Source organism: Pseudosporangium ferrugineum (assembly GCF_003002065.1).
Lineage (GTDB): Bacteria > Actinomycetota > Actinomycetes > Mycobacteriales > Micromonosporaceae > Actinoplanes > Actinoplanes ferrugineus_A.
This window is the reverse complement of the sequence record NZ_PVZG01000004.1, coordinates 139,658-159,699: the sequence shown is the minus strand read 5'-3', so window position 1 is coordinate 159,699 and position 20,042 is coordinate 139,658. Positions and strand designations below refer to the sequence as shown.

Sequence of the window (20,042 nt, the reverse complement as noted above, 5' to 3'; positions counted from 1 at the left end):
AGGATGACTCAGTTTCTGACTTCGGACGTACGGATGTGATGCAGTTGTCGGTATGAATCTTGAACTTGCGGGTAAGCGTGTCCTGGTCACCGGGGCGAGCAGGGGCATCGGTCTCGCGATCGTGCGGGCGTTCGTCGCCGAGGGTGCCGACGTCGTCGCCGTGTCTCGGAGCTGCACTCCCGAGCTCGAAGCGACCGGCGCCACCTTCCTGTCCGCGGACCTGTCCGAGCCCGGCGGGCCGCGGCGTGCGGTCGGTGCGGCGCTGGCCGCCGACCCCCGCCTCGACGTGCTCGTCAACAACGCGGGCGGTGGCGTCCCGCCGGAGGGTTCGCTCGAGGATCCGCTCGACGGCGACGACGACACCTGGGACTACATCCTCGACCTCAACCTGCGTTCGGCCGTCCGGACCACCCGGGCCGCGCTGCCGGCCCTGATCCGCTCGCGCGGCGCCGTCGTCACCATCGGCTCGGCCAGCGCCCGCGACCCGCGGGGCGCCCCGCTGCCCTATGCGGCCGCCAAGGCGGCGGTGAACACGTTCTCCCGCGGGCTCGCCGAGAAGGTGACCGGCGAGGGGGTGCGGGTCAACGTCGTCACGCCCGGCACCACCCGCACGTCGCTGATGGAGGGCGCGGACGGCTACGGGGCACGGCTGGCCGCGAGCATGGGCGTCGATCACGCGGCGCTGCTGGCCGGCCTGCCGGAGCACAACGGCATGCTCACCGGCGTCCTGGTGGAGCCGGACGAGATCGCCCGTGCGGTGCTGCTGCTGGCATCGCCGACGATGCCGAGCGCTGTCGGCTCGAACTGGACGGTGGACGGGGGCACGCTGCGCGCGGCGTGAGGGCGGCGCCGGTTATCAGCAATCACTCAGCGAGGTTCGCTACGTTCGTCCCGGTTGATGACGGCTCTCATCGCAGGAGATAGACGTGGTTTTTAAGAAGATGCTGGGTGCCCTCGGCGTGGGCGGCCCGAGTGTCGACACCGTACTGTCCCAGCCGGGTGCGCAGCCCGGGGCACCGCTCACCGGTCAGGTCAACCTTACCGGAGGCAGCGCCGACGCGGAGCTCGAGCACATCACCCTCGGGCTGGTCACCCGCATCGAGGTCGAGAGCGGCGGTGGCGACTACGGCGCGACCGGCGAGTTCCACCGGCACCCGGTGAGCGGTCCGATGCGCCTGGCCGCCGGGCAGCAGCTGTCCCTGCCGTTCGAGCTGGTGCTGCCGTGGGAGACGCCGGTCACCGCCGTCTACGGTCAGCCGCTGCGGGGGATGGTGATGGGGGTGCGCACGGAGGTCGCCATCGCCCGCGCCGTGGACAAGGGCGACCTCGACCCGGTGCAGGTCCACCCGCTGCCGGTGCAGCAGCGCATCCTGGACGCGTTCGCCCAGCTCGGTTTCGTCTTCAAGGGCGCCGATCTGGAGTACGGGCGGATCGCCGGCGTGCACCAGACGCTGCCGTTCTACCAGGAGATCGAGTACTACCCGGCGCCGCACTACGCCCACGGCATCAACGAGGTGGAGCTGACGTTCGTCACCAACCCGCACGCCGTCGACGTCGTGCTGGAGTTCGACAAGCGCGGCGGCATGTTCAGCGGCGGGCACGACAGCTACGGCCGCTACACCGTGCCCCACGCGGACGCCGACACCGTCGACTTCACCCAGGTCGTCGACGGCTGGGTGCGCCAGGCCGTCGAGCACCGCCAGAGTCTGCCCGGGTACGCGCCGGGCGGAGCGCCCGGGTACGCGCCCGGGGGCTACCACGGCCACTACCGCCACGGTCACGGCCACGGCCACGGCGCCGGCGTGGCGGCCGGGGTCGTCGGCGGGCTCGCGGCCGGCTACCTGGCCGGCGAGGTCATGGACGAGGTCTTCGAGGACGAGGGCGAGGAGTAGCCGGCCGCCGGGTTGGCGGGGCCGGGTCATGCTGAACCCATGCGCTTTATCCTGAACGTCCTGTGGTTCATCTTCGGCAGCGGCTTCGTCCTCGCCCTCGGCTACGGGCTGGCGGCCCTGATCTGCTTCGCGCTGATCGTGACCATCCCGTTCGGCGTCGCGTCGCTGCGCCTGGCGGCCTACTCCCTGTGGCCGTTCGGGCGCACCGTCGTGAGCCGCCCCGACGCGGGCGTCGCCTCGGGCGCCGCCAACGTGGTCTGGGTGATCGTGGCGGGCTGGTGGCTCGCACTGACGCACATCGTCGCCGGGGTCGCCCAGTGCGTCACGATCATCGGCATCCCGTTCGGCATCGCCAACTTCAAGCTCGTCCCCGCCGCCTTCTGGCCCCTGGGCCGCGAGATCGTCGACCTCTGAGGTAGCCGGCGGGCCCCGCCCGGGCCGGGCGTCACGCCATGATGGACGGATGCCGAACAGCCTGTCCTACTCCGATGCCGTCAAGCTCCTGAGCGGCTCCGGCCCGGTGGGCAGGGCCGTCGACAACCTTCTCGGCGGCGTGCTCAGCGTGGCGACCGCGGGCGGCAGCGACCTCGCGATCAGCCTCTTCGACGCCAAGACCGAGGTGATCCGGCTCGGCGGCCTGGTCGCCGCGAAGATCGGAGATTCCGTACGGGGACTGGGCCGCCACGAACGCAGCGAACGGCTGCAGGCCGCCCACGCGGTGCTGGTGGTCGCCGCCTTCTTCGAGGAGGCCGACGCGTGCCTGGCCGGCTCCGGCCTCCGCGTGCCCGCCTTCACCCGCGACGAGCAGCTCGGCCTCGTCGCCGGCGCGGGGCAGGGCACGCTGGTCGACCGGCTCCCCGCCGTACCCCTGCCGTCGCCGGACGTGCCGTACGAGACGCTCCTCGGCCACCTGCGGGCCTGGTTCGCCGGGGAGGCCGCGCGCCTGGCGGCCCACCTGCCCGGCCTCGCCGTCTGGGACGAGGCCGACGAGCGCGCCCGCCGCACCGTGACCGGCCTGCTGGAGCGCCGGCTCCCCGGCGCGGCCGTGGACCGCTACGACGAGGTGCACCGCCGTCTCGCCGGGGAGATCCCCGAGTTCGCGCTCTGGGCCGACCGCCTCGAGGCGCGCGCCACCGCCCGCGGCCTGCACCGGCTGGAGGAGCTGCTGCTCAGCGCCGCCTCGGGCCGCGCCCCGGGCCGTCAGCGGGCCGCGCTGGCCCGCGTGTACCGTGCCGAACTCGACCGCCCGGTGCTCGGCGGCGACACCGGCGACCAGCCGCTGCCGACGCTCGGGGCCGCGTACCTGGATCCACGCTTCCGGGTCAAGGCCGCGGGTCGGGGCGCCCATCCCGCGGACGAGCAGTGGTGGCGCGACGCCCCGGTGCGTACGGACTTCGCCGCGTTCCTGGCCGTCCACCTGACCACGACCCGGGCCACCGAGGCACCGATGCTCCTGCTCGGCCAGCCGGGCGCCGGCAAGTCGTCGCTGACGCGGATCTTCGCGGCCCGCCTGCCCGCGGGCGACTTCTTCGCCTGCCGGGTCGCGCTGCGCGAGGTGCCGGCCGAGGCGGAGATCCAGGACCAGGTGGAGGGGGCGCTGCGGCACGCGATCGGCGAGACGGTGTCGTGGGCGGAGCTCTCCCGCGACGCCGGCGGCGCCCTGCCGGTGATTCTGCTCGACGGTTTCGACGAGCTGCTCCAGGCCGCCGGCCGGCACCACTCCGGCTACCTCCAGCGGGTCGCCCGGTTCCAGCAGCGGGAGGCGGCGCTGGGCCGCCCGGTCGCGGTCCTGGTCACCACCCGGATCGCCGTCGCCGACCGTGCGCGCCTGCCCGCCGGGGCGCTCGCCGTACGCCTCGAGCCGTTCGACGGCGCCCAGATCGAGCGCTGGCTGAGCGTCTGGAACGCGACCGGCGGGCTCGCCCGGCCGCTGGCGCCCGAGCTGGCCCTGCGCTACCGGATCCTCGCCGAGCAGCCGTTGCTGCTGCTCATGCTCGCGCTCTACCACGCCACCGGCAACGCGCTGCCGGACGGCGCGGCGATCGAGAGCGGCCAGCTCTACGAGCGGCTGCTGGCGTCCTTCGCCGAGCGCGAGGTGCGGCGGGTGCACGGGGCGCAGCCCGAGGCGGCCGTGCCGGAGCTGGTCGAGCAGGAGCTTCTGCGCCTGTCGGTGGTCGCCTTCGCGATGTTCCACCGCCTGCGGCTGTGGATCACCGAGGGCGAGCTCGACGCCGACCTCGACGGCCTCGGTATCGCCGCGTCGCCCGCCGGGCGGGGCGGGGCGTTGCGCGGCTCGCTCACCGCCGGTCAGGAGATGGTCGGACGGTTCTTCTTCATCCAGCGGGCCCAGGCCGTCCTTGACGATCACGTACGGCGGACGTACGAGTTCCTGCATGCGACGTTCGGCGAGTATCTCGTGGCCCGGCTCGTCGTCCGGGCGGTCCGCGACGCGCAGGCGCGGACGGTGCCGGGCGCCCTGGCGTCGTCCTCGGGCACGCCGGGCGGCGGGGACGACCTGCTCCGCTCCCTGCTCGGCTTCACGCCGCTGACCGCCCGCGCCACGGTCGTACGGTTCGTCAAGGGCCTGCTCGACGGGCCCGGCCGCGACGAGGTCCGCGCGTGGCTCGTCGATCGCACCGCCGAGGCCCTGACCCGCCCCCGGTACGCCGAGAGCCGCTACCGTCCCGTCGCCAAGCGCATCGACCACTGGATGGCCACGTACTCGTTCAACCTGCTCCTGCTCACCGCCGCCTGCGGTGCCGACGTGCGGGCGTCCGAGCTGTTCCCCGGCGAGGACGACCCCGCTGCCCTGCTGCGCAACTCGGCGCTGCAGTGGCAGGCCGCCGTCCCCGGCGACATGTGGATGGACGCCATCGAGGTTCTCCGGGTCACCCGCGTCCGGCACGAGGGGCGCCGCGACATCGTCCTGTGCTACACCCGCGAGTGGGCCCCCGATTTCCCGGAACCGGTGGACGTCTACTGGCTCAACCGGCGGGAGCCCGGCGGGCGCGGCGAGGAAGGCTTCGAGGCCGCCGTCGAGATGGCCACGGCCGTGCGGTCCATGGTGCTGACCAACCACCTGAGCGACGACGCGCTGCTGCACGCCGTGGAGCCGTTGCTCCATCTCGTGCCCGGCGCGCTGACCCGGTTCTCCGCCCACGCGGGCGACCACCGATCGGTGGCACACAGCCTCGTCCGGATGTGGGTGGCGTCCTCGCTCGACGAGGCGCTCGCGGCGTACGCCGAGGTGGCGGAGGCGGCGACGGACCTGAGGCGGGGCGGCCTGCCGGCCGAGTGCAGGGGGGCCACCGAGCTCCTGCTGGGCGCCATGCGCGCCGATGCCCACCGGATGCCCCCGGAAACGGTGTTACGCATCGTCGGCGAGCTCGTCGGTGGGGCGATCCTCAGCCCGGTCGCGGCGTCGAGCGCGGTCCACTGCCTGGTGACCTCCGGAGCCGCCGGCGACCCGCCCGGCGCCCGGCTCGTCTCGGACCTGAGGGGCCTGAGCGCGGGGCAAGCGGCCGACGACGATTCCGGCGTCTTGGAAATGTGATATCACTTTGATAGTCTCTAGACATCATCATCGTGAAGGGAGCCGTCATGACGGAACACCTCGACCTGCCCGCCCCGCAGGTCCGTGAGCGCATCGCCCGGGGCGCCTCGGGCTGGCCGGTCCTCTTCCTGTCCGTCCTGGTCCTCATCGCCGGCGTCGTCCTGGTCATCGCCGGCGCGCGGCAGGACAGCGCCGCGGTCGTCGCCGCCCTGGTGGCGCTCGGTGCCGTGCTGGTGCTCGGCGCGCTGATCGTCGCGGCGGGGCTCACCCCGGTCGCGCCCGGCGAGGCCCGCGTCCTTCAGCTTCTCGGCCGCTACACCGGCACGGTCCGCACCGACGGGCTGCGCTGGGTCAACCCGCTCACCGCCCGGCGCAAGGTGTCCACCCGGATCCGCAACCACGAGACCGACGTGCTCAAGGTGAACGACGCCGACGGCAACCCGATCGAGATCGCCGCCGTCGTGGTCTGGCAGGTGGAGGACACCGCCCGCGCCGTCTTCGAGGTCGACGACTTCATCGAGTTCGTCGCCATCCAGACCGAGACCGCCGTCCGGCACATCGCCAACAGTTATTCGTACGACTCCCACGACACGGCCCGGATGTCCCTGCGCGACAACGCCGACGAGATCACCGCGCGGCTGTCGGAGGAGATCGGGGTACGGGTGGCCGCCGCCGGGGTGAAGATCGTCGAGTCCCGGCTGACCCGGCTCGCGTACTCGCCCGAGATCGCCCACGCCATGCTCCGCCGGCAGCAGGCGAACGCCATCGTCGCCGCCCGGGCCCGGATCGTCGAGGGCGCGGTGGGCATGGTGGAGATGGCCCTGCTCCGCCTCGCCGAGAACCACGTCGTCGACCTCGACGAGGAGCGGAAGGCCGCGATGGTCAGCAACCTCCTGGTGGTCCTGTGCGGCGACCGGGACGCCCAGCCCGTCGTCAACGCGGGCACCCTCTACAACTAGGACCATGGCTACCGAGCGCAAGAAACTCCTGCTCCGGCTGGATCCGGCCGTGCACGACGCCCTCGCGCGCTGGGCCGGGGACGACCTGCGCAGCACCAACGGCCAGATCGAGTTCCTCCTGCGCAAGGCCCTCGCCGACGCCGGCCGCCTCCCCGGCGGGGTCGGCCGGATGCGGGGGCCCGGCAGGCCGCCCGCCACACCCGAACCGGAAGGTGAGTGACATGGCCGTTCCCACCAGCCTCGCCCAGCGGGTCTTCCTGCTGGCCCACGACCCCGCCAAGGGCCGGGTGCGGACGGGCACCCATCTCGGCTCCATGCTGCGCGCCGCCGCCCTCGCCGACCTCTATCTCGCGGGGAACCTCACCGACGTCCGCGGTCGCGCCGCCGTCGAGGGCCGGTATTCCGGCGGCGATCCCGTGCTCGACGGGCTGCTCGCGGAGATCGCCGGTGCCCGGCCGCGCACATGGCAGTCCTGGGTCGGCCGCGGGCACCGCGCGACCATCGCGGCCGTCCGCCGCCAGCTCGCCGACGACGGCTGGGTGCGCCTCGAACCCCGCCGGGTCCTCGGACTGTTCCCGGTCACCCGGGTGACGATCCGCGATCCCCGCGTACGGAAGGAGCTTCTCGCCCGGGTGCGAACCGCCCTCAAGGAGCCCACCGGCCGGGTCGACCCCCAGGACGCCGCCCTGGTGGCCATCGTCGCCGCCGGCGAGCTCACCCTGGTGCTCGACCGCAGGGCCAGGCGGGCGAGCGAGCGGCGCATCGCGCAGCTGACCGAGGTCAGCGGCCCGGCCGGGCCCGCCCTGCACCGGGTCGTCCAGGCCGCGAACTCGTCCGCCGCGGGCTGAGCGAACGCCGTTGTCGTGATCTGGCACCATTCCGGGCCATGGATCTTCAGGAACAGTTCCGCCGGGCGGCGCTCGAAGCGGGCATCGCGGACGATGAGATCAGCACCTTCGCCGCGCACCTGCGGTTCTCGATCCGGCTGCTCGGGGGCGCCGGCGACAGCCCGGCCGGGCGATACGGCGGCCTGCCCCGGTTGCCGGTGGGGGCGCAGTGGCCGTCCGACGGGGCCAGGCCGCTCCCGTTCGTCTTCTCCGTGGACTGCGCGGCGCTGCCGCGGGCCGACGGGCTCGGACTGCCGGCGGACGGCTCCCTGCTGTTCTTCCTGAACCACGAGAAGGACCACGAGGAGAGCCGCGGGGAGCAGGCGTACGCGCGGGTCGTGCACGTGCCGGCCGGCGCCGGGACCGAGGTCGCGTCCACGCCGTACCACTACGAGTTCGCCGGCGAACAGTACGACCTCCACGCGGTCGTCGGGGTGGCCCTGCCCGAGTGGCTCGACGAGGACGACGAGGACGACGACGAGGACGACGACTACGAGGACGAGGACGACCTGTCGCCGCACCGCCGGCAGGTGCTGGACGCGTTGCCGCACCGCGACGAACTGCGCGCGCTGGCCCGCGCCCTCTGGCCGGCCGAGGGGCTCGCCAGCGCCGTCCTCGGCGGGTACGCCGCCGACGAGGTGGTCAGGAGCATCGCGGAGCAGGTCCTCGCGGGACGCGAGAAGGCCGGCGAGATCACAATCCCGGTCGCGAAGTGGTACTCCCATGTGGACGATGAGGCGCACCGCCTGGCGGGCGAATGGGTCTCGCTGGCCCGTTTCCTGCTGGACGACGAGTTCTACGTCGGAAGCTTCGCGATCCGCCACGACGACCTGGCCGCCGCCCGGTGGGACCGGGTGCTGTCGGTGACGAGGTTCTCCGAGTAGCCGGCTCCGGGGGGATCGGGCAGCGACGGCCCGTCAGCCGGACCCGTTCCGCCGCCGGGGCTTCAACGCCCGTGCCCGCCGCCGTACCCTCGGGCTGCCGACGGCCGGACCTGCCGGCCCGCCGGCAGGGAACGGAGACGGGCATGGGTGGCGAACTGGTTCTGGTGACCGGCGGGTCCGGCTTCATCGCCGCGCACTGCGTCGCGCGGCTGCTGCAGCAGGGCTTCCGGGTACGCACGACCGTGCGCTCGCCCCGGCGCGAGGCGGACGTGCGCGCGATGACCGGCGAGGACGGTGAGGCGCTCACCTTCGCCGTCGCGGATCTCATGAGCGACGACGGCTGGGACGCGGCGGCGGCCGGCTGCGACTACGTGCTGCACGTCGCCTCGCCGGTGCCGCAGGCCAAGCCCCGGCACGAGGACGAGGTCATCGAGCCGGCCCGGCAGGGTGCGCTGCGGGTGCTGCGGGCCGCCCGGGGCGCCGGGGTCCGGCGTACGGTGCTGACCTCGTCCTTCGCCGCGGTCAAGTACGGCCACGGCAACCGGCGGGTGTTCACCGAGGACGACTGGAGCGATCCCGCCGGCGGGGCCATGGCGGCGTACCCGAAATCGAAGCTGGCCGCGGAGCGCGCCGCCTGGGACCTCGTGCGGGGCGGCGACATGGAGCTCGCCGTCGTCAACCCGGCGGCGGTGTTCGGGCCGGCGCTGGGTCCGGACCTCTCGCTCTACGCCGCCCTCGTCGACGGCCTGCTGCGCGGCGCCATGCGCGCGGTGCCGAAGATGACCCTGTCCGTCGTGGACGTCCGCGACGTGGCGGACCTGCACGTCCGCGCGATGACCGACCCGGCCGCCGCCGGTGAGCGCTTCCTGGCCGCCGCGGGCGTCCTCACCCTGCCGCAGATCGCCGCCCTGCTGCGCGAGCGCCTGGGCGAGGTGGCCGAGCGCGTGCCGGCCCGCACGATGCCCGACTGGGTCGTACGCCTGGCCGGCCGCTTCGACGATCGCGCCGCGCTGGCCGTGTCGGAGCTGGGGGTCGTGCGGGAGGCGTCCGGGGAGAAGGCCCGTAAGGTCCTCGGCTGGACCCCGCGTCCCGCCGAGGAGGCGGTCCTGGACCTGGCGAGGAGCCTGCCGGTGGTCAAGGAGCACCCGGCCGGCGCCGCCACCGCGTGACCCGCCGTCCGCGCTGCCCGGCCGGCGCCGCCACCGCGTGACCCGCCGTCCGCGCTGCCCGGCCGGCGCCGCCACGGAGGGCCGGCCGGGCCCGCGGGGCCGGGTCAGGCGCGCGCGGCGTTCGCCGAGATCGCGTCGATGATCGGGGCCCAGACGCCCTCCGGCAGGTCGTGTCCCATGCCGGGGATGAGCACCAGCTCGGCGCCGGGCACGGCGTCGGCCGTGGCCCGGCCGCCGCTCGGATCGATCAGCCGGTCCGCCTCGCCGTGGATCACCACCGTGGGCACGGTCAGGGCGCGCAGGCCCGCGGTGCGGTCGGGGGCGGCGGCGATGGCCGCGAGCTGCCGCACCGTGCCGGCCGGGTGGTAGCCGCGGTCGACCTTGGCGGCGGCGTTGCGGGCCAGTTCCTCGTCGCTCGCCTCGAATCCGGGGGAGCCGATGAGGCGGTAGAGGGCGACGTCCGCGGCGATCGCGGTGTCGCGGTCGGCGCCCGGCGGCGGGACCAGGGCACCCGGGTTCTCCAGCGAGGCCTGCCCGACCGTGCGGTCGCCCGTGGTCGACATGATCGACGCGAGGCTGGCCACCAGCTCCGGCCGGTCGACGGCGAGCTGCTGGGCGATCATGCCGCCCATCGACACCCCCACCACGTGGGCGCGGCCGAGGCGCAGCCCCTCGATGAGGCCCGCGGTGTCGGCGACCATGTCGGCGAGCTGGTAGCGCACGCTCGACAGGTCGCCGCCGAACAGCGCCGCCAGGTCCGGCACGCCCAGGTCGTCGAGCCAGGTCGAGCGCCCCACGTCGCGGTTGTCGAAGCGGATCACGTGGAAGCCCCGGGCGGCCAGCGCCGCGCAGAAGCCGTCGGGCCACGCGATCAGCTGCTCACCCAGCCCCATGACGAGCAATAACGCCGGATCATCGGCGTTGCCGAACGTCTCGTAGCAGAGGTCGATGCCGTTCGATGCAAGGACATTCATGCCCTGCACCTTAGGTGATCTTGGCCAGCACGGCACCGGCGGACAGAAGCGGCGTACTGCCCACCGCCCGGAGCGTCCGGCCGCGGCGCCGGTCCGGCTCGCCGAGGTGGCCGGTGGGGCCTCCCGGACGAAGTGCGCGACCGGCCGCGAGGTCTGCCCGTCCGGCCGCACCGGCCGGGTCGGGCGGAGGAGCCGATGCCCGGATTGCTTCACCGCGCCGCGCCGCCGCCGATAGGAGTGGCCGGATCGGCCGGATGAGGAGCGGGGATGGCGGGGACTGCGCAGGTTCCGGTGGTGGCGGTGACCGAGCCGGAACGGGTGTCGGCCGCCCTGCTGGAGATCGAGGACGCGCTGCTGTCCGACGTCGTCGAGGCCGGCGAGGCGTCCGCCCGGCTCGAGGAGGACGCCCGGGTGCTGGGCGACGACCTGCTGCTGCACCGCGCGCGGCTGTGCCGGGTCACCGTGCTCGTGCGTACGGGCGAGCTGGCCGAGGCCGCGCGCCGGCTGTGGCCGATCCAGCACTGGGCCGAGGAGCACCACGAGCGGCGGCTGCTGGCGCGCGTACACATGGTCTGGTCGCAGGTCCACCAGCTCCTGGGTGACTCGGCGCTGAACCTCGACCACTCGCTGCGCGCGGTCGAGCTGCTCGACGACACGTCGACGCGCTACATGCGGATCTGGTATCCGGCGCGGCTCGCCGACGCGCTCGGGGCGATGGGGTCGATGGAGGAGGCGCGCACCCGGTACGCCCAGGTCGAGGACCTGTGCCACCGGTACGGCCGCCCCGACGTGCTGATCTGGGCGCTGAACAACTGGGCGTACACGGAGCTGCTGGCGGACGAGACCGCCCGCGCGCAACAGGTGGCGACGCGGCTGCGGGCGACGGCGGAGAAGCTGGGCGTCGAGCTGCACTCGGCGATCCTGGACACCATCGGGTCCATCGAGATCGAGCTCGGGCACTACGCCGAGGCCACCCGGTCGATGCTCACCTGCCTCGAGCGGTACCGCGACGGCCGCCTCGAAGGCGCCGACTCCCGGGCGGAATACCTGCTCACCCTGGCGCGCGCGCAGCGTGGGCTGGGCGACCACGCCCGGGCGCAGGCCAGCCTCGACGAGTCCCGGGCGATCTGCGTGGAGCGCAACATCGGCCACGTGCTCGTGCGCCTGCACCAGGAGCAGGCCGAGCTGCACGCGGCCTGCGGTGACTTCGCCGCCGCGTTCGCCGAGCACAAGGTCTTCTTCGCGGTGCACACCAGCCTCTCGACGGCGGACCGGGAGGCGAAGGCGCGGACCCGGCAGGCGATGTTCGAGACCCGGGAGGCCCGCGAGGAGGCGGCCCGGTTCCGGGAGCAGGCGCGGCGCGATCCCCTCACCGGGCTGCCGAACCGCCGGTTCATGGACGAGCAGCTGACCGGCCTGCTCGACCAGGACCTGCCGCTGAGCGTGGCCCTCGTCGACCTGGACCACTTCAAGCAGGTCAACGACCTGCTCTCGCACGAGGTCGGGGACCGGGTGCTGGTGCAGGTCGCCCAGCTGCTGGAGGAGGGTCTGGCCGCGGCGCCCGCGGGCGGTTTCGCCGCCCGCCTGGGCGGCGAGGAGTTCCTCCTGGTGCTGCCCGGCACCGACGAGGCGTCCGCCGTGCGGCTGCTCGACGGCGTCCGCGCGGCGATCGGCGCGTTCCCCTGGCGCCGGCTCACCGGCGCGGTGCCGGTGACGGTCAGCATCGGCGTGTCCCAGCGCACGGAGTCGTCCACCCAGTCGGCGATGCTGGCGGCGGCGGACCGCAACCTGTACGCCGCCAAGCACGCCGGCCGCGACCGCGTGGTCTCCACCACCATGTGGGCTAACGGACCAGGTACGCCCGCACGACGGTGATCGTCGCGGTGTTTCCCGCGCGGTCGACGGTGTGGACGCGGAGCGAGACCGCTCCCGGGTCCGCCGGGTTGGTGACCCGGACGGTGCGGTGATCGCCGGTGCCGGTCACCCGGGCCGGCCGCCACGTGTGGCCGTCGTCGGTGGAGACCTCGGCCGTGAGCCGGCGGACGGGGGCGGCTGCCGAGCCCGTGGGCCGCTCGACGGTGAGCGGCACGGCGAAGGCGCCGGCCGGGGCCGTGTTCTGGTCGTCCAGCGCGGGGCTGAAGCGGACCGTGGACAGCGGCAGCCGGTGGTCGCCGGGGCCGGAGGTGAACGTCCACACGCCGCTGACCGACGTCGACAGCCGGTACGGCGCCCCGCGGGTGGCGGCCATCTCGAGCCGGTACGGCGCCACGCCGCCCGGCACCTCGAACTCGGCGTAGCCGGCCGCCTCCTCGCCGATCAGCGTGGAGCCGGAGAACAACGCGGTCCGCGCGTGGTCGAAGTCGGAGTTGCCCGGGTGCCCGGAGCCCTCGCCGAACAGCGGCACCCCGGCGACGATCACGGTGTCGCGGCGGACGGCGGTGTCCGTGTCGCCGGCGACCGAAGGCCCGAACGTCGCCCGGTTCCAGTCCTGCCGGTAGGCCCGGCCCGCCTCGAGCCGCACGGCGGGGGAGGAGGAGCTGCTCAGGTATTCGGGGAACGATTCGGGATCGGGCTGGTGGCGCTGCTCGAACTCGGCCGACCACCGGACCGGGCCGTCGGTGTTGAGCCATTCGGTACGCCGGAACGGCACGTGCGAGTGCAGCGATTCCGTCCAGCTGCCCGGCGTATCCAGGTGCGGCCGGTTCGTCTTCACCACGGTCACGTCGTCGCCGGCCGCCTCGCGCGGGAAGCGCACGTCGACGCGGGCCAGCGAACCCGGCCGGATCCGCTTGACGAAGCCGGTGTAGAACGAGCCGAGGCGCTGATACGTGGCCTCGTACGAGTACGGGCTGTCGGTGAAGCCGCCGTGGCCGTCGGGCGCGGCGAAGACCGAGTTGACGAGCCCCCGGAACTCCGGCAGCTCCGCGCCGTCGCCGACCTGCGCGGTGTACGTGTCGCCGGGCACCGCCGACGTCACGGTCACCCCGGCGCCCACGGTCTCGCCGATCCAGTTGCCGTGCACGGCGACCAGGGCCTGGGCCGCGTCGCTGCGGGGCGGCGTGACGACCACCGGCCGGGCGCGCCGGGCGTCGAGGTCGATCGTGGTCGCGCGGTCCACCACGAGCCTCGGCTGGATCAGCAGGCTCTGGTCGGTGTCGCCGTAGATCAGGCTGTAGAGGCCGTACTCGCCGCGGGGCAGCCGTACCGTGACGGTGTCGCCGTTGAAGAGCTCGTACGTCCGGCCGGTGCTCAGCGACGTGAGCGTCGTCCAGTAGCCGGCCGCCGCCGCGCCGTCGCGGCCGGTGTGCCGGAACACGACGTCGTAGTTCTCCGCCTCCCGGTTCACCGCGATCGGCGTCTCGACCTTGACGTCACCTCCGGTGGCGACGACCCGCCCGGTGACGTTCCCGTACGGGCCGGCGGCCCGGGTGTCCACGGTGACGGTGGCCCGGGCGGTGCCCCCGGCGGGAACGGTCAGGGTCTGCGGCGAGACGGAGAAGGTGTCCGCGTCGGCGTCCAGCGCGAGCCGCAGGGTGACGTCCGCGGTGCCGCCGTTGCGGTAGGTGAGGCCTCTGGCGATCGGGGCGTCGTCGTCGTGCGGCCAGGGGCGCAGGCCGAAGCTGAGGCTGCCCTCGTCGGCCGACACCGCCTGGTGCATCAGGCGCGCCACGTCGACCCGGCCGGCGCCCTGCTCGAACACGCTCGCGCCCTCGGTCGGCCGGGCGGCACCCATCAGCAGGCCCTTGAGCAGCCGCGGTGACCAGTCCGGATGCTGCTGCAGCGCGATGGCCGCGGCGCCGGCGACGTGCGGGGCGGCCATCGACGTCCCGTTGATCGTCACGTAGCCCTCGTCGGCGGGCGTGCCCAGGGTGCCATTCGCCGCCGCGGCGGCGACGATGTCCACGCCCGGCGCGGTGATGTCCGGCTTGATCGCCTCGTCGCCGGCCCGGGGGCCGCGGCTCGAGAAGTTCGCGATGGCGTCCTGGTCGTCCACCGCGCCGACGGTCAGCGCGGAGTCGGCGGTGCCCGGCGAGCCGACCGTGTGGCCGCCGAGGGCGCCGGAGTTGCCGGCCGCGACGACGAACAGCGTGCCGTGCTCCGCGGTGAGGTCCTCGACCGCCTGCTCGACCGGGTCGACGCCCGGGAGGTCGTCGCTGCCGAAACTCATGTTGACCACCGGGGCGGTCCGCGCGGCCCATTCCATGCCGGCCAGGATCGCCGACTCCTCGCACCAGCGCGCCTCGCAGATCTTGCCGATGGCCAGCTTCGCGCCGGGCGCCACGCCCCTGTACCGGCCGCCCGACTTCGCGCCGCTGCCGGCGACGATGGACGCCACGTGGGTGCCGTGGCCGTAGACGTCGTCGGTGGACGGTGCCGCGGTGAAGTTCTCCTGCGCGACGATCCGGCCGGCGAAGTCCGCGTGGGTGGCGTCGATGCCGCTGTCCAGCACGGCCACCGTCACGCCGGTCCCGTCCAGGCCCCGGGCCCACGCCGCCGGGGCGCCGATCTGCGGCACGCTGACGTCGAGGGTCAGTTCGCGCTTGCCGTCGAGCGAGATCCGTTCGATGCCGGGGCGCAGCGCGGGTGCCGCGGGCGTACCCGTGATCATCGAGGTCCAGAGCCGGGCCCGGTCCGGCCGTGCCGCGCGCACCGCCAGCGCGCCCGCCCCCGGGAGATCGCGGATGACGCGGGCCCTCGCGCCGATCGCCGACCGGAAGCTCGCCGGTCCCTTGCTCCTGCCGGTCCTGGGGTACGCCACCAGCAGCGGAAGGTCGGCGTCCCGGGTGTAGCCGAACCTCTCGAGCGCGGTCAGGTCGAACAGCCGCGCGTCGACCCGCCCGGCCTGCACCAGCGGCAGGGCGTCGAGCGGGATGACGTACCGGTGCGTCCCGGCGGTGCGCCCGACGAACCGGACGCCGGCCCGGCCGGGACCGCGTTGCACGCTCGTGCTGCCCGCGGTGAACGTGACCCGGTCGCCGGTGATCAGCGTGACCGTGGTCGCCCGCCCGGCCGGGGCCCCGGCGAGCGGTGCCGGCGCTGCCCGGACGGCCGCCGGGGCGACCGCGCCGAGCGCGACGGTCGTCCCCAGGGTGAGCAGAGCCGCGGACAGTCTTCTCAGGCGCAGGGCGGGGTTTGTCAGACGCATGGCACAGCCTCCCGGACGCCGACCGCCGATGCCCATGGCACCGATGCAGGAGACTCTGCCACAGCCGGGCAAGCCATCCGATGTGGACGGCTTACCCGGTGATCGCCTACCAGGTGCCGAGGACGAGGCGGCCGGCGACGCGGTCGAGGTTCATGTTTCCGCCGGTGCACCAGGTGCCGGCCCAGGAGTTGCCGTTGCGGAAGACGTGCAGGGCCCAGGTGCCGTCGGTGTTCTGGTAGGCCATGACGATGTCGCTGTCGCCGTCTCCGTCGACGTCGCCGGAGGCTGTGCGGTCGTCGACGCTGCTGAGGGTGAAAGCTCCGGAGTCGTAGTCACTGGCCCGGTCGAACTCGTCACCGGTCGAGGACCAGCGGTAGATGCGCATGGAACCGTCACCCTGGTCGTACGCCACGGCCGGGGCGCCGGGCCGGTGCCAGACCGCGTCGACCAGGATCTGCGCGTCGGCGGCCTGCGGCTGATACCGGTCCGGGTATGCGGACACCTGCACCCGCTGGCACACCTCGCCGATCGGTGCCGTCTGCCAGGACCCGTTCGGATAGAGGCTGATCATCTTGTTGAGGAACGCGTTGGTGGCCCACTCCGGGTCCAGCCGCTGCGCCCGCGAGCCCAGGACGCCCGCTGCTGGAAGATGCCGAGGCTGTCGTGGTCCACCTCCTCGCTGATGTTGCGGATCGAGCTCTCCACGATCGCGGTCGTGATCGCGATGACCGCGGCCCGCTTGGCCAGCCCGCGGTTCTGCGCGGCGGTGACCACGGCCCGCAGGCAGGACGCGGTGTACGCGCTGACCGCGTTGCGCATCTTGGCGGAGAGCCGGGGGTTGACGAAGTCGGCGATCGCCTGGTCGCCCGCGGTCGGGCCACCGTCCACGCAGGGGCGCGACGTCCGCGGCGAGCAGCAGGCGCGGATCCGGCTCGGCGGCGAGGGCGGGTGCCGGCCCGATCAGGGCGGCGGCGAGGGTGAGCGGAACGGTCAGGCCCAGGGCGTGACGGACGGTACGAAGCATCGAGATCCTCCCCGTGGTGTGCGCGGCCGGGACGGCGCCGCTTGCCGGAGAGTGTGCGAACCACGGCTGACGCCGGGCTGGAGGGTGAGTGCCCGTACCCGTTCCGTAGTGGGCCGGATCCTCACGGGTTCCTGATAACCCGTCACCAGAATTCGCGGCGACAGCGAAAGCCGGAGGTGGCGACGATGACGATGCAACCAGGACCGCGCGGGAGCCGGAGGGCGTTCCTCGCGATCGGAGGTCTGACGCTGCTCAGTGCCTGCGCCTCGGAGGGACGCCCGGCGGCCGGTCCCAGCCCGGGCCCGCCCGCGCCCTCGGTACCGCCGTCGGCGCCACCGTCGGCTCCGCCCACGCCGCCGGCGCCCACCCGCATCGCGGTGCAGCGGAAACCCCTGTACGCATTGCCCGCCTCGGCTGCCCGGAAGGGCACGAAGGTGGTGGCGCTGACCCTCGACGACGGGCCGGACCCGGCGTACACCCCGCAGGTTCTGAAGATCCTGCACAAGCACCACGTCACGGCGACGTTCTTCGTGATCGGGCAGACTGCCGCGGCCCATCCCGACCTGCTCCGGTCCATCGTGGACGGCGGGCACACGGTGGGCACCCACACGTGGTCGCACGCGAACCTCCGCAAGCTGAACGCCGCGAAGGTGCGCACCGAGATCCAGCGCGCCGTCGACACCGTCGCCTCGATCACCGGCACGGTGCCGCACCTCTTCCGGGCGCCGTACGGGAACTGGTCCCGTACCGTGTTCAAGGAGTGCGCCGCCCTGGGGCAGAACTCGATCGCCTGGGACGTCGACCCGCGCGACTGGGAGACCCCGGGCTCGAACCACATCCGTTCCGCGGTCCTGAACCAGGTCGGCAACAGGTCGATCGTGCTCACCCACGACGGCGGCGGTGACCGGTCGCAGACGGTGCAGGCGCTGCGGCACGTCGTACCCGAGCTCAAGAGTTCCGGCTACCGGTTCGTGGGGGTGTGAGATGCCCGTGCTCCGATGGTTCAAGCGCCGCTGGAAGCTGCTGCTCGCCGTGGTCGTCGCCCTGCTCGTGACGGGTTCGGTGGCGACCGTGGCCGGCGCCCGGATGCTCGCGGGCCGCTACGAGGGGGCGGTCCACCGCGCCGACCTGCTGCCCGCGCCGGTCCGCTCCGCGTCCGGCAAACCGGAACCGCCGAAGGTGCGCGGGCCGATGAACCTGCTGCTCATCGGCTCGGACAGCCGCAAGCGCGGCGAGCCCGGCGACGGGCGTAGCGACGTCATCATCCTCGTGCACATCCCGAAGTCGACCGGGCACGCCTACGTGATCTCCATCCCGCGCGACACGTACCTGCCGATCGCCACGGCCGACGGGGAACGGGGGAGCCGCAACAAGGTCAACGCGGCGTACGCCTGGGGCGGCGCTCCCCGGCTGGTGCAGACGGTGAACCAGTTCGGCGACCTCACGGTCGACTGGCCGATCGTCATCGACTTCGCCGGCGTCCGCAAGCTCACCGACCTGGTCGGCGGCGTCGACGTCGTGGTGGACAAGCGGGCCGTCGACCGGTATCGCTTCCTGCCCGAGGACAGCCCGTACCCGTCGGCGCCGTGCACCGACCCGCAGGGCCGCTCGCGCCGCTGCGTGGTCTTCGACGCCGGCAAGGTCCACCTGGATGGCAAGCTCGCGGAGTACTACGTCCGTCAGCGCCGGGGCCTGCCCAACGACGACTTCGACCGGTCCAAGCGGCACCAGCAGTACCTGCACGCGCTCGCCGGGAAGATCGCCGAGAAGAACGTGCTGACCGACCCGATCGCCCTGGACCGGCTGGTGCGGGCGGGGGCCGGCATGCTCACCGTGGACCGCAGCATGCCCGTGCAGCGTCTCGCCCTGACCCTGCGCGGCCTGCGCCCGAAGGACCTGACCTTCATGACGCTGCCGATCGCGGAGAACCGTGACGTCCCCGGGGTGGGCTCGGTGATGGTCCCCGACACCGGTCGGTGCCGCGAGCTGTTCACGGCCCTGCGGGAGGGCCGCCTCGACCGCTATGTCCGTAAATACCCGCCGAACGACGTGAGCCACGGCCGGTAGGCGCGGGCCTCGTCTATCGTCGGCTCGTGCCCGACCTCGATCCGCGACACCTCAGATACCTCATCGCCGTGGCGGAGACCGGCAGCATCACGCGCGCGGCGCGGCGGCTCATGATGACCCAGCCGGCCCTGTCGCGGGCGTTGCAGGCCCTGGAGCGCACGGTCGGCGTGCCCCTGCTGGTGCGCCGCTCCCAGGCCACCGGGCTCACCGAGGCCGGCTCGGTGCTGCTGGCCGACGCGTACGAGCTGGTGGAACGGTCCCGGGCGGCGATCGAACGGGCGCGGGGCGCGTACTCCGGCGCCGAGACGCTGACGGTCTCCGCGCCGGTGTGCGACGTCTTGGCGGTGTCCGCGGCCGGCCGGGACTTCGAGGCCGGCCACCCCGGCGTCCGCGTCCACGTCGTCCCTCGCGGCTGGCCGGAGCGGCCGGAGGAGTTGGGCGCGACCGCGGCGGACGTGGCGATCCTGCGGGACTGCTTCGACCGGGGGAACCTGATCGTCGACCCCCTCGCGCGGGAGCCCCGCTCGGTGCTGCTGCCGGCCGGCCACCCGCTCGCGGCCCGCGAGTCGCTGACGGTCGCCGACCTCCGGGACGAGCCGGTCACCTACTGGGACGGCATGTCGGCGGCGGAGGCGGACCACTGGAGCGGCGCCGACGCCGACCCGCATCCGAGGCGGCACGGCCCCCGGGTGCGGGACACGACGGAGGTGATCGCCGCGGTCGTCCTGGGCCGCGCCATCGTCTTCGCCCACGGCACGACGCTGCCCGCGGACGAACTGCCGGGCCTGCGCGTACGGCCGGTCGAGGGCCTCACCCCGAGCACCCTGGAGATCGGCGTCCCGGCCGGCGCGAGGAACCCGCTCGCCGAGCGGTTCGTGGCGCACGCACGCGCCGGCTGGGCGCCCGCCGGACGCTGATCCTCATGCCCTCCCGGCATCACCGGGCAACCGCATCGGCATTACCCACCAAGATCGTTTTCCTGTTTCGATCGAGGCACGGACCGCCGAGACGCCGAGGAGTGCCGAGAAGTGATCATTGCCGAGGAGCCGTGGGAGAGCGCCGACGGCGTCCGCCTGCGCGACGCCATGGGGGCGGAGCTGGCCGCCCGTTATCCCGAGATCCCGGACCAGGAGGGCGACAGCAGGCCCACCGCGGAGACCGTCGACGTCTACCTGATCGCCCGCGGTGGCGACGGCGAGGCGGTCGGCTGCGGCGCGCTGCGGCTCCTGCCCGACGGCACGGCCGAGGTCAAACGCATGTACGTCGCGCCGGACGCCCGCGGCACCGGCGTAGCCACGGGCATCCTCCGGGCGCTGGAGGGGCACGCGCTGCGCCTCGGAGCGGACACCGTGCAGCTCACGACCGGCGACCGGCAGCCCGACGCCGTCCGGTTCTACGAGCGGGAGGGCTACCACCGGACCGACGGCTACGGGCCGTTCGCGGGTCACCCCATGGCCCTGTGCTACGCCCGCCGGCTGCACTGACCG

The 20,042-nt window shown here is 73.7% G+C and carries 18 protein-coding genes; 14 read left to right on the top strand and 4 right to left on the bottom strand.

Annotated features, from left to right (window positions below):
• Positions 1-52: 52 nt before the first annotated feature.
• The 9 genes from CLV70_RS10420 to CLV70_RS10380 all read left to right on the top strand — a co-directional run bounded on the left by CLV70_RS10420 (position 53) and on the right by CLV70_RS10380 (position 9,344).
• Entirely contained in the window at positions 53-841 is a 789-nt protein-coding gene (locus CLV70_RS10420; RefSeq protein ID WP_106126216.1) for an SDR family NAD(P)-dependent oxidoreductase, read from the top strand.
• 85 nt (positions 842-926) lie between these two features.
• Positions 927-1,892, top strand: coding sequence for a sporulation protein (locus CLV70_RS10415; protein WP_106126215.1), 966 nt, complete (start codon positions 927-929; stop codon positions 1,890-1,892).
• A 39-nt stretch (positions 1,893-1,931) separates the two neighbouring features.
• Positions 1,932-2,306, top strand: a complete 375-nt coding sequence (locus tag CLV70_RS10410) for a YccF domain-containing protein (protein WP_106126214.1) — start codon at positions 1,932-1,934, stop codon at positions 2,304-2,306.
• Between the two features lie 49 nt (positions 2,307-2,355).
• Complete coding sequence (locus CLV70_RS10405; protein WP_106126213.1) at positions 2,356-5,445, top strand: NACHT domain-containing protein; 3,090 nt, start codon at positions 2,356-2,358, stop codon at positions 5,443-5,445.
• A gap of 47 nt (positions 5,446-5,492) precedes the next feature.
• A complete protein-coding gene (locus CLV70_RS10400) occupies positions 5,493-6,404 on the top strand; it encodes an SPFH domain-containing protein (protein ID WP_106126212.1) in 912 nt (303 codons plus the stop codon).
• A gap of 4 nt (positions 6,405-6,408) precedes the next feature.
• A complete protein-coding gene (locus CLV70_RS10395; protein ID WP_106126211.1) occupies positions 6,409-6,624 on the top strand; it encodes a type II toxin-antitoxin system antitoxin in 216 nt (71 codons plus the stop codon).
• A 1-nt stretch (position 6,625) separates the two neighbouring features.
• Entirely contained in the window at positions 6,626-7,252 is a 627-nt protein-coding gene (locus tag CLV70_RS10390) for a GOLPH3/VPS74 family protein (RefSeq protein WP_106126210.1), read from the top strand.
• Between the two features lie 38 nt (positions 7,253-7,290).
• Entirely contained in the window at positions 7,291-8,175 is an 885-nt protein-coding gene (locus CLV70_RS10385; protein ID WP_106126209.1) for a DUF1963 domain-containing protein, read from the top strand.
• Between the two features lie 143 nt (positions 8,176-8,318).
• A complete protein-coding gene (locus tag CLV70_RS10380; protein WP_106126208.1) occupies positions 8,319-9,344 on the top strand; it encodes an SDR family oxidoreductase in 1,026 nt (341 codons plus the stop codon).
• A 104-nt stretch (positions 9,345-9,448) separates the two neighbouring features.
• On the opposite strand, the gene CLV70_RS10375 is transcribed toward CLV70_RS10380, so the two are convergent.
• Positions 9,449-10,318, bottom strand: coding sequence for an alpha/beta fold hydrolase (locus tag CLV70_RS10375; RefSeq protein ID WP_106126207.1), 870 nt, complete (start codon positions 10,316-10,318; stop codon positions 9,449-9,451).
• A gap of 267 nt (positions 10,319-10,585) precedes the next feature.
• Between CLV70_RS10375 and CLV70_RS10370 the strand changes: the two genes are divergently transcribed.
• On the top strand, positions 10,586-12,193 hold the full coding sequence (locus CLV70_RS10370; RefSeq protein WP_106126206.1) for a GGDEF domain-containing protein: 1,608 nt from the start codon (positions 10,586-10,588) through the stop codon (positions 12,191-12,193).
• On the opposite strand, the gene CLV70_RS10365 is transcribed toward CLV70_RS10370, so the two are convergent.
• The 3 genes from CLV70_RS10365 to CLV70_RS10355 form a co-directional block, all read right to left on the bottom strand.
• Positions 12,162-15,464 carry a S8 family serine peptidase gene (locus CLV70_RS10365; RefSeq protein ID WP_106126205.1) on the bottom strand — a complete coding sequence of 1,101 codons (3,303 nt, stop codon included), beginning with the start codon at positions 15,462-15,464 and terminating at the stop codon, positions 12,162-12,164. The genes CLV70_RS10370 and CLV70_RS10365 overlap by 32 nt on opposite strands.
• Before the next feature lie 106 nt (positions 15,465-15,570).
• A complete protein-coding gene (locus CLV70_RS10360; protein WP_106126204.1) occupies positions 15,571-16,035 on the bottom strand; it encodes a hypothetical protein in 465 nt (154 codons plus the stop codon).
• A complete protein-coding gene (locus tag CLV70_RS10355; RefSeq protein ID WP_106126203.1) occupies positions 16,032-16,352 on the bottom strand; it encodes a hypothetical protein in 321 nt (106 codons plus the stop codon). Before CLV70_RS10355 ends, CLV70_RS10360 begins: the two co-directional genes overlap by 4 nt.
• A gap of 513 nt (positions 16,353-16,865) precedes the next feature.
• On the opposite strand from CLV70_RS10355, the gene CLV70_RS10350 reads away from it, so the two are divergent.
• The 4 genes from CLV70_RS10350 to CLV70_RS10335 all read left to right on the top strand — a co-directional run bounded on the left by CLV70_RS10350 (position 16,866) and on the right by CLV70_RS10335 (position 20,039).
• Positions 16,866-17,471, top strand: a complete 606-nt coding sequence (locus tag CLV70_RS10350; protein WP_211303718.1) for a polysaccharide deacetylase family protein — start codon at positions 16,866-16,868, stop codon at positions 17,469-17,471.
• Between the two features lies 1 nt (position 17,472).
• On the top strand, positions 17,473-18,555 hold the full coding sequence (locus tag CLV70_RS10345; protein ID WP_106126201.1) for an LCP family protein: 1,083 nt from the start codon (positions 17,473-17,475) through the stop codon (positions 18,553-18,555).
• A gap of 26 nt (positions 18,556-18,581) precedes the next feature.
• Complete coding sequence (locus CLV70_RS10340; RefSeq protein ID WP_106126200.1) at positions 18,582-19,472, top strand: LysR family transcriptional regulator; 891 nt, start codon at positions 18,582-18,584, stop codon at positions 19,470-19,472.
• Positions 19,473-19,640: 168 nt separating this feature from the next.
• Positions 19,641-20,039 (top strand): GNAT family N-acetyltransferase, encoded by a 399-nt coding sequence (locus CLV70_RS10335; protein ID WP_106126507.1) that lies wholly within the window; start codon positions 19,641-19,643, stop codon positions 20,037-20,039.
• Positions 20,040-20,042: the final 3 nt, after the last annotated feature.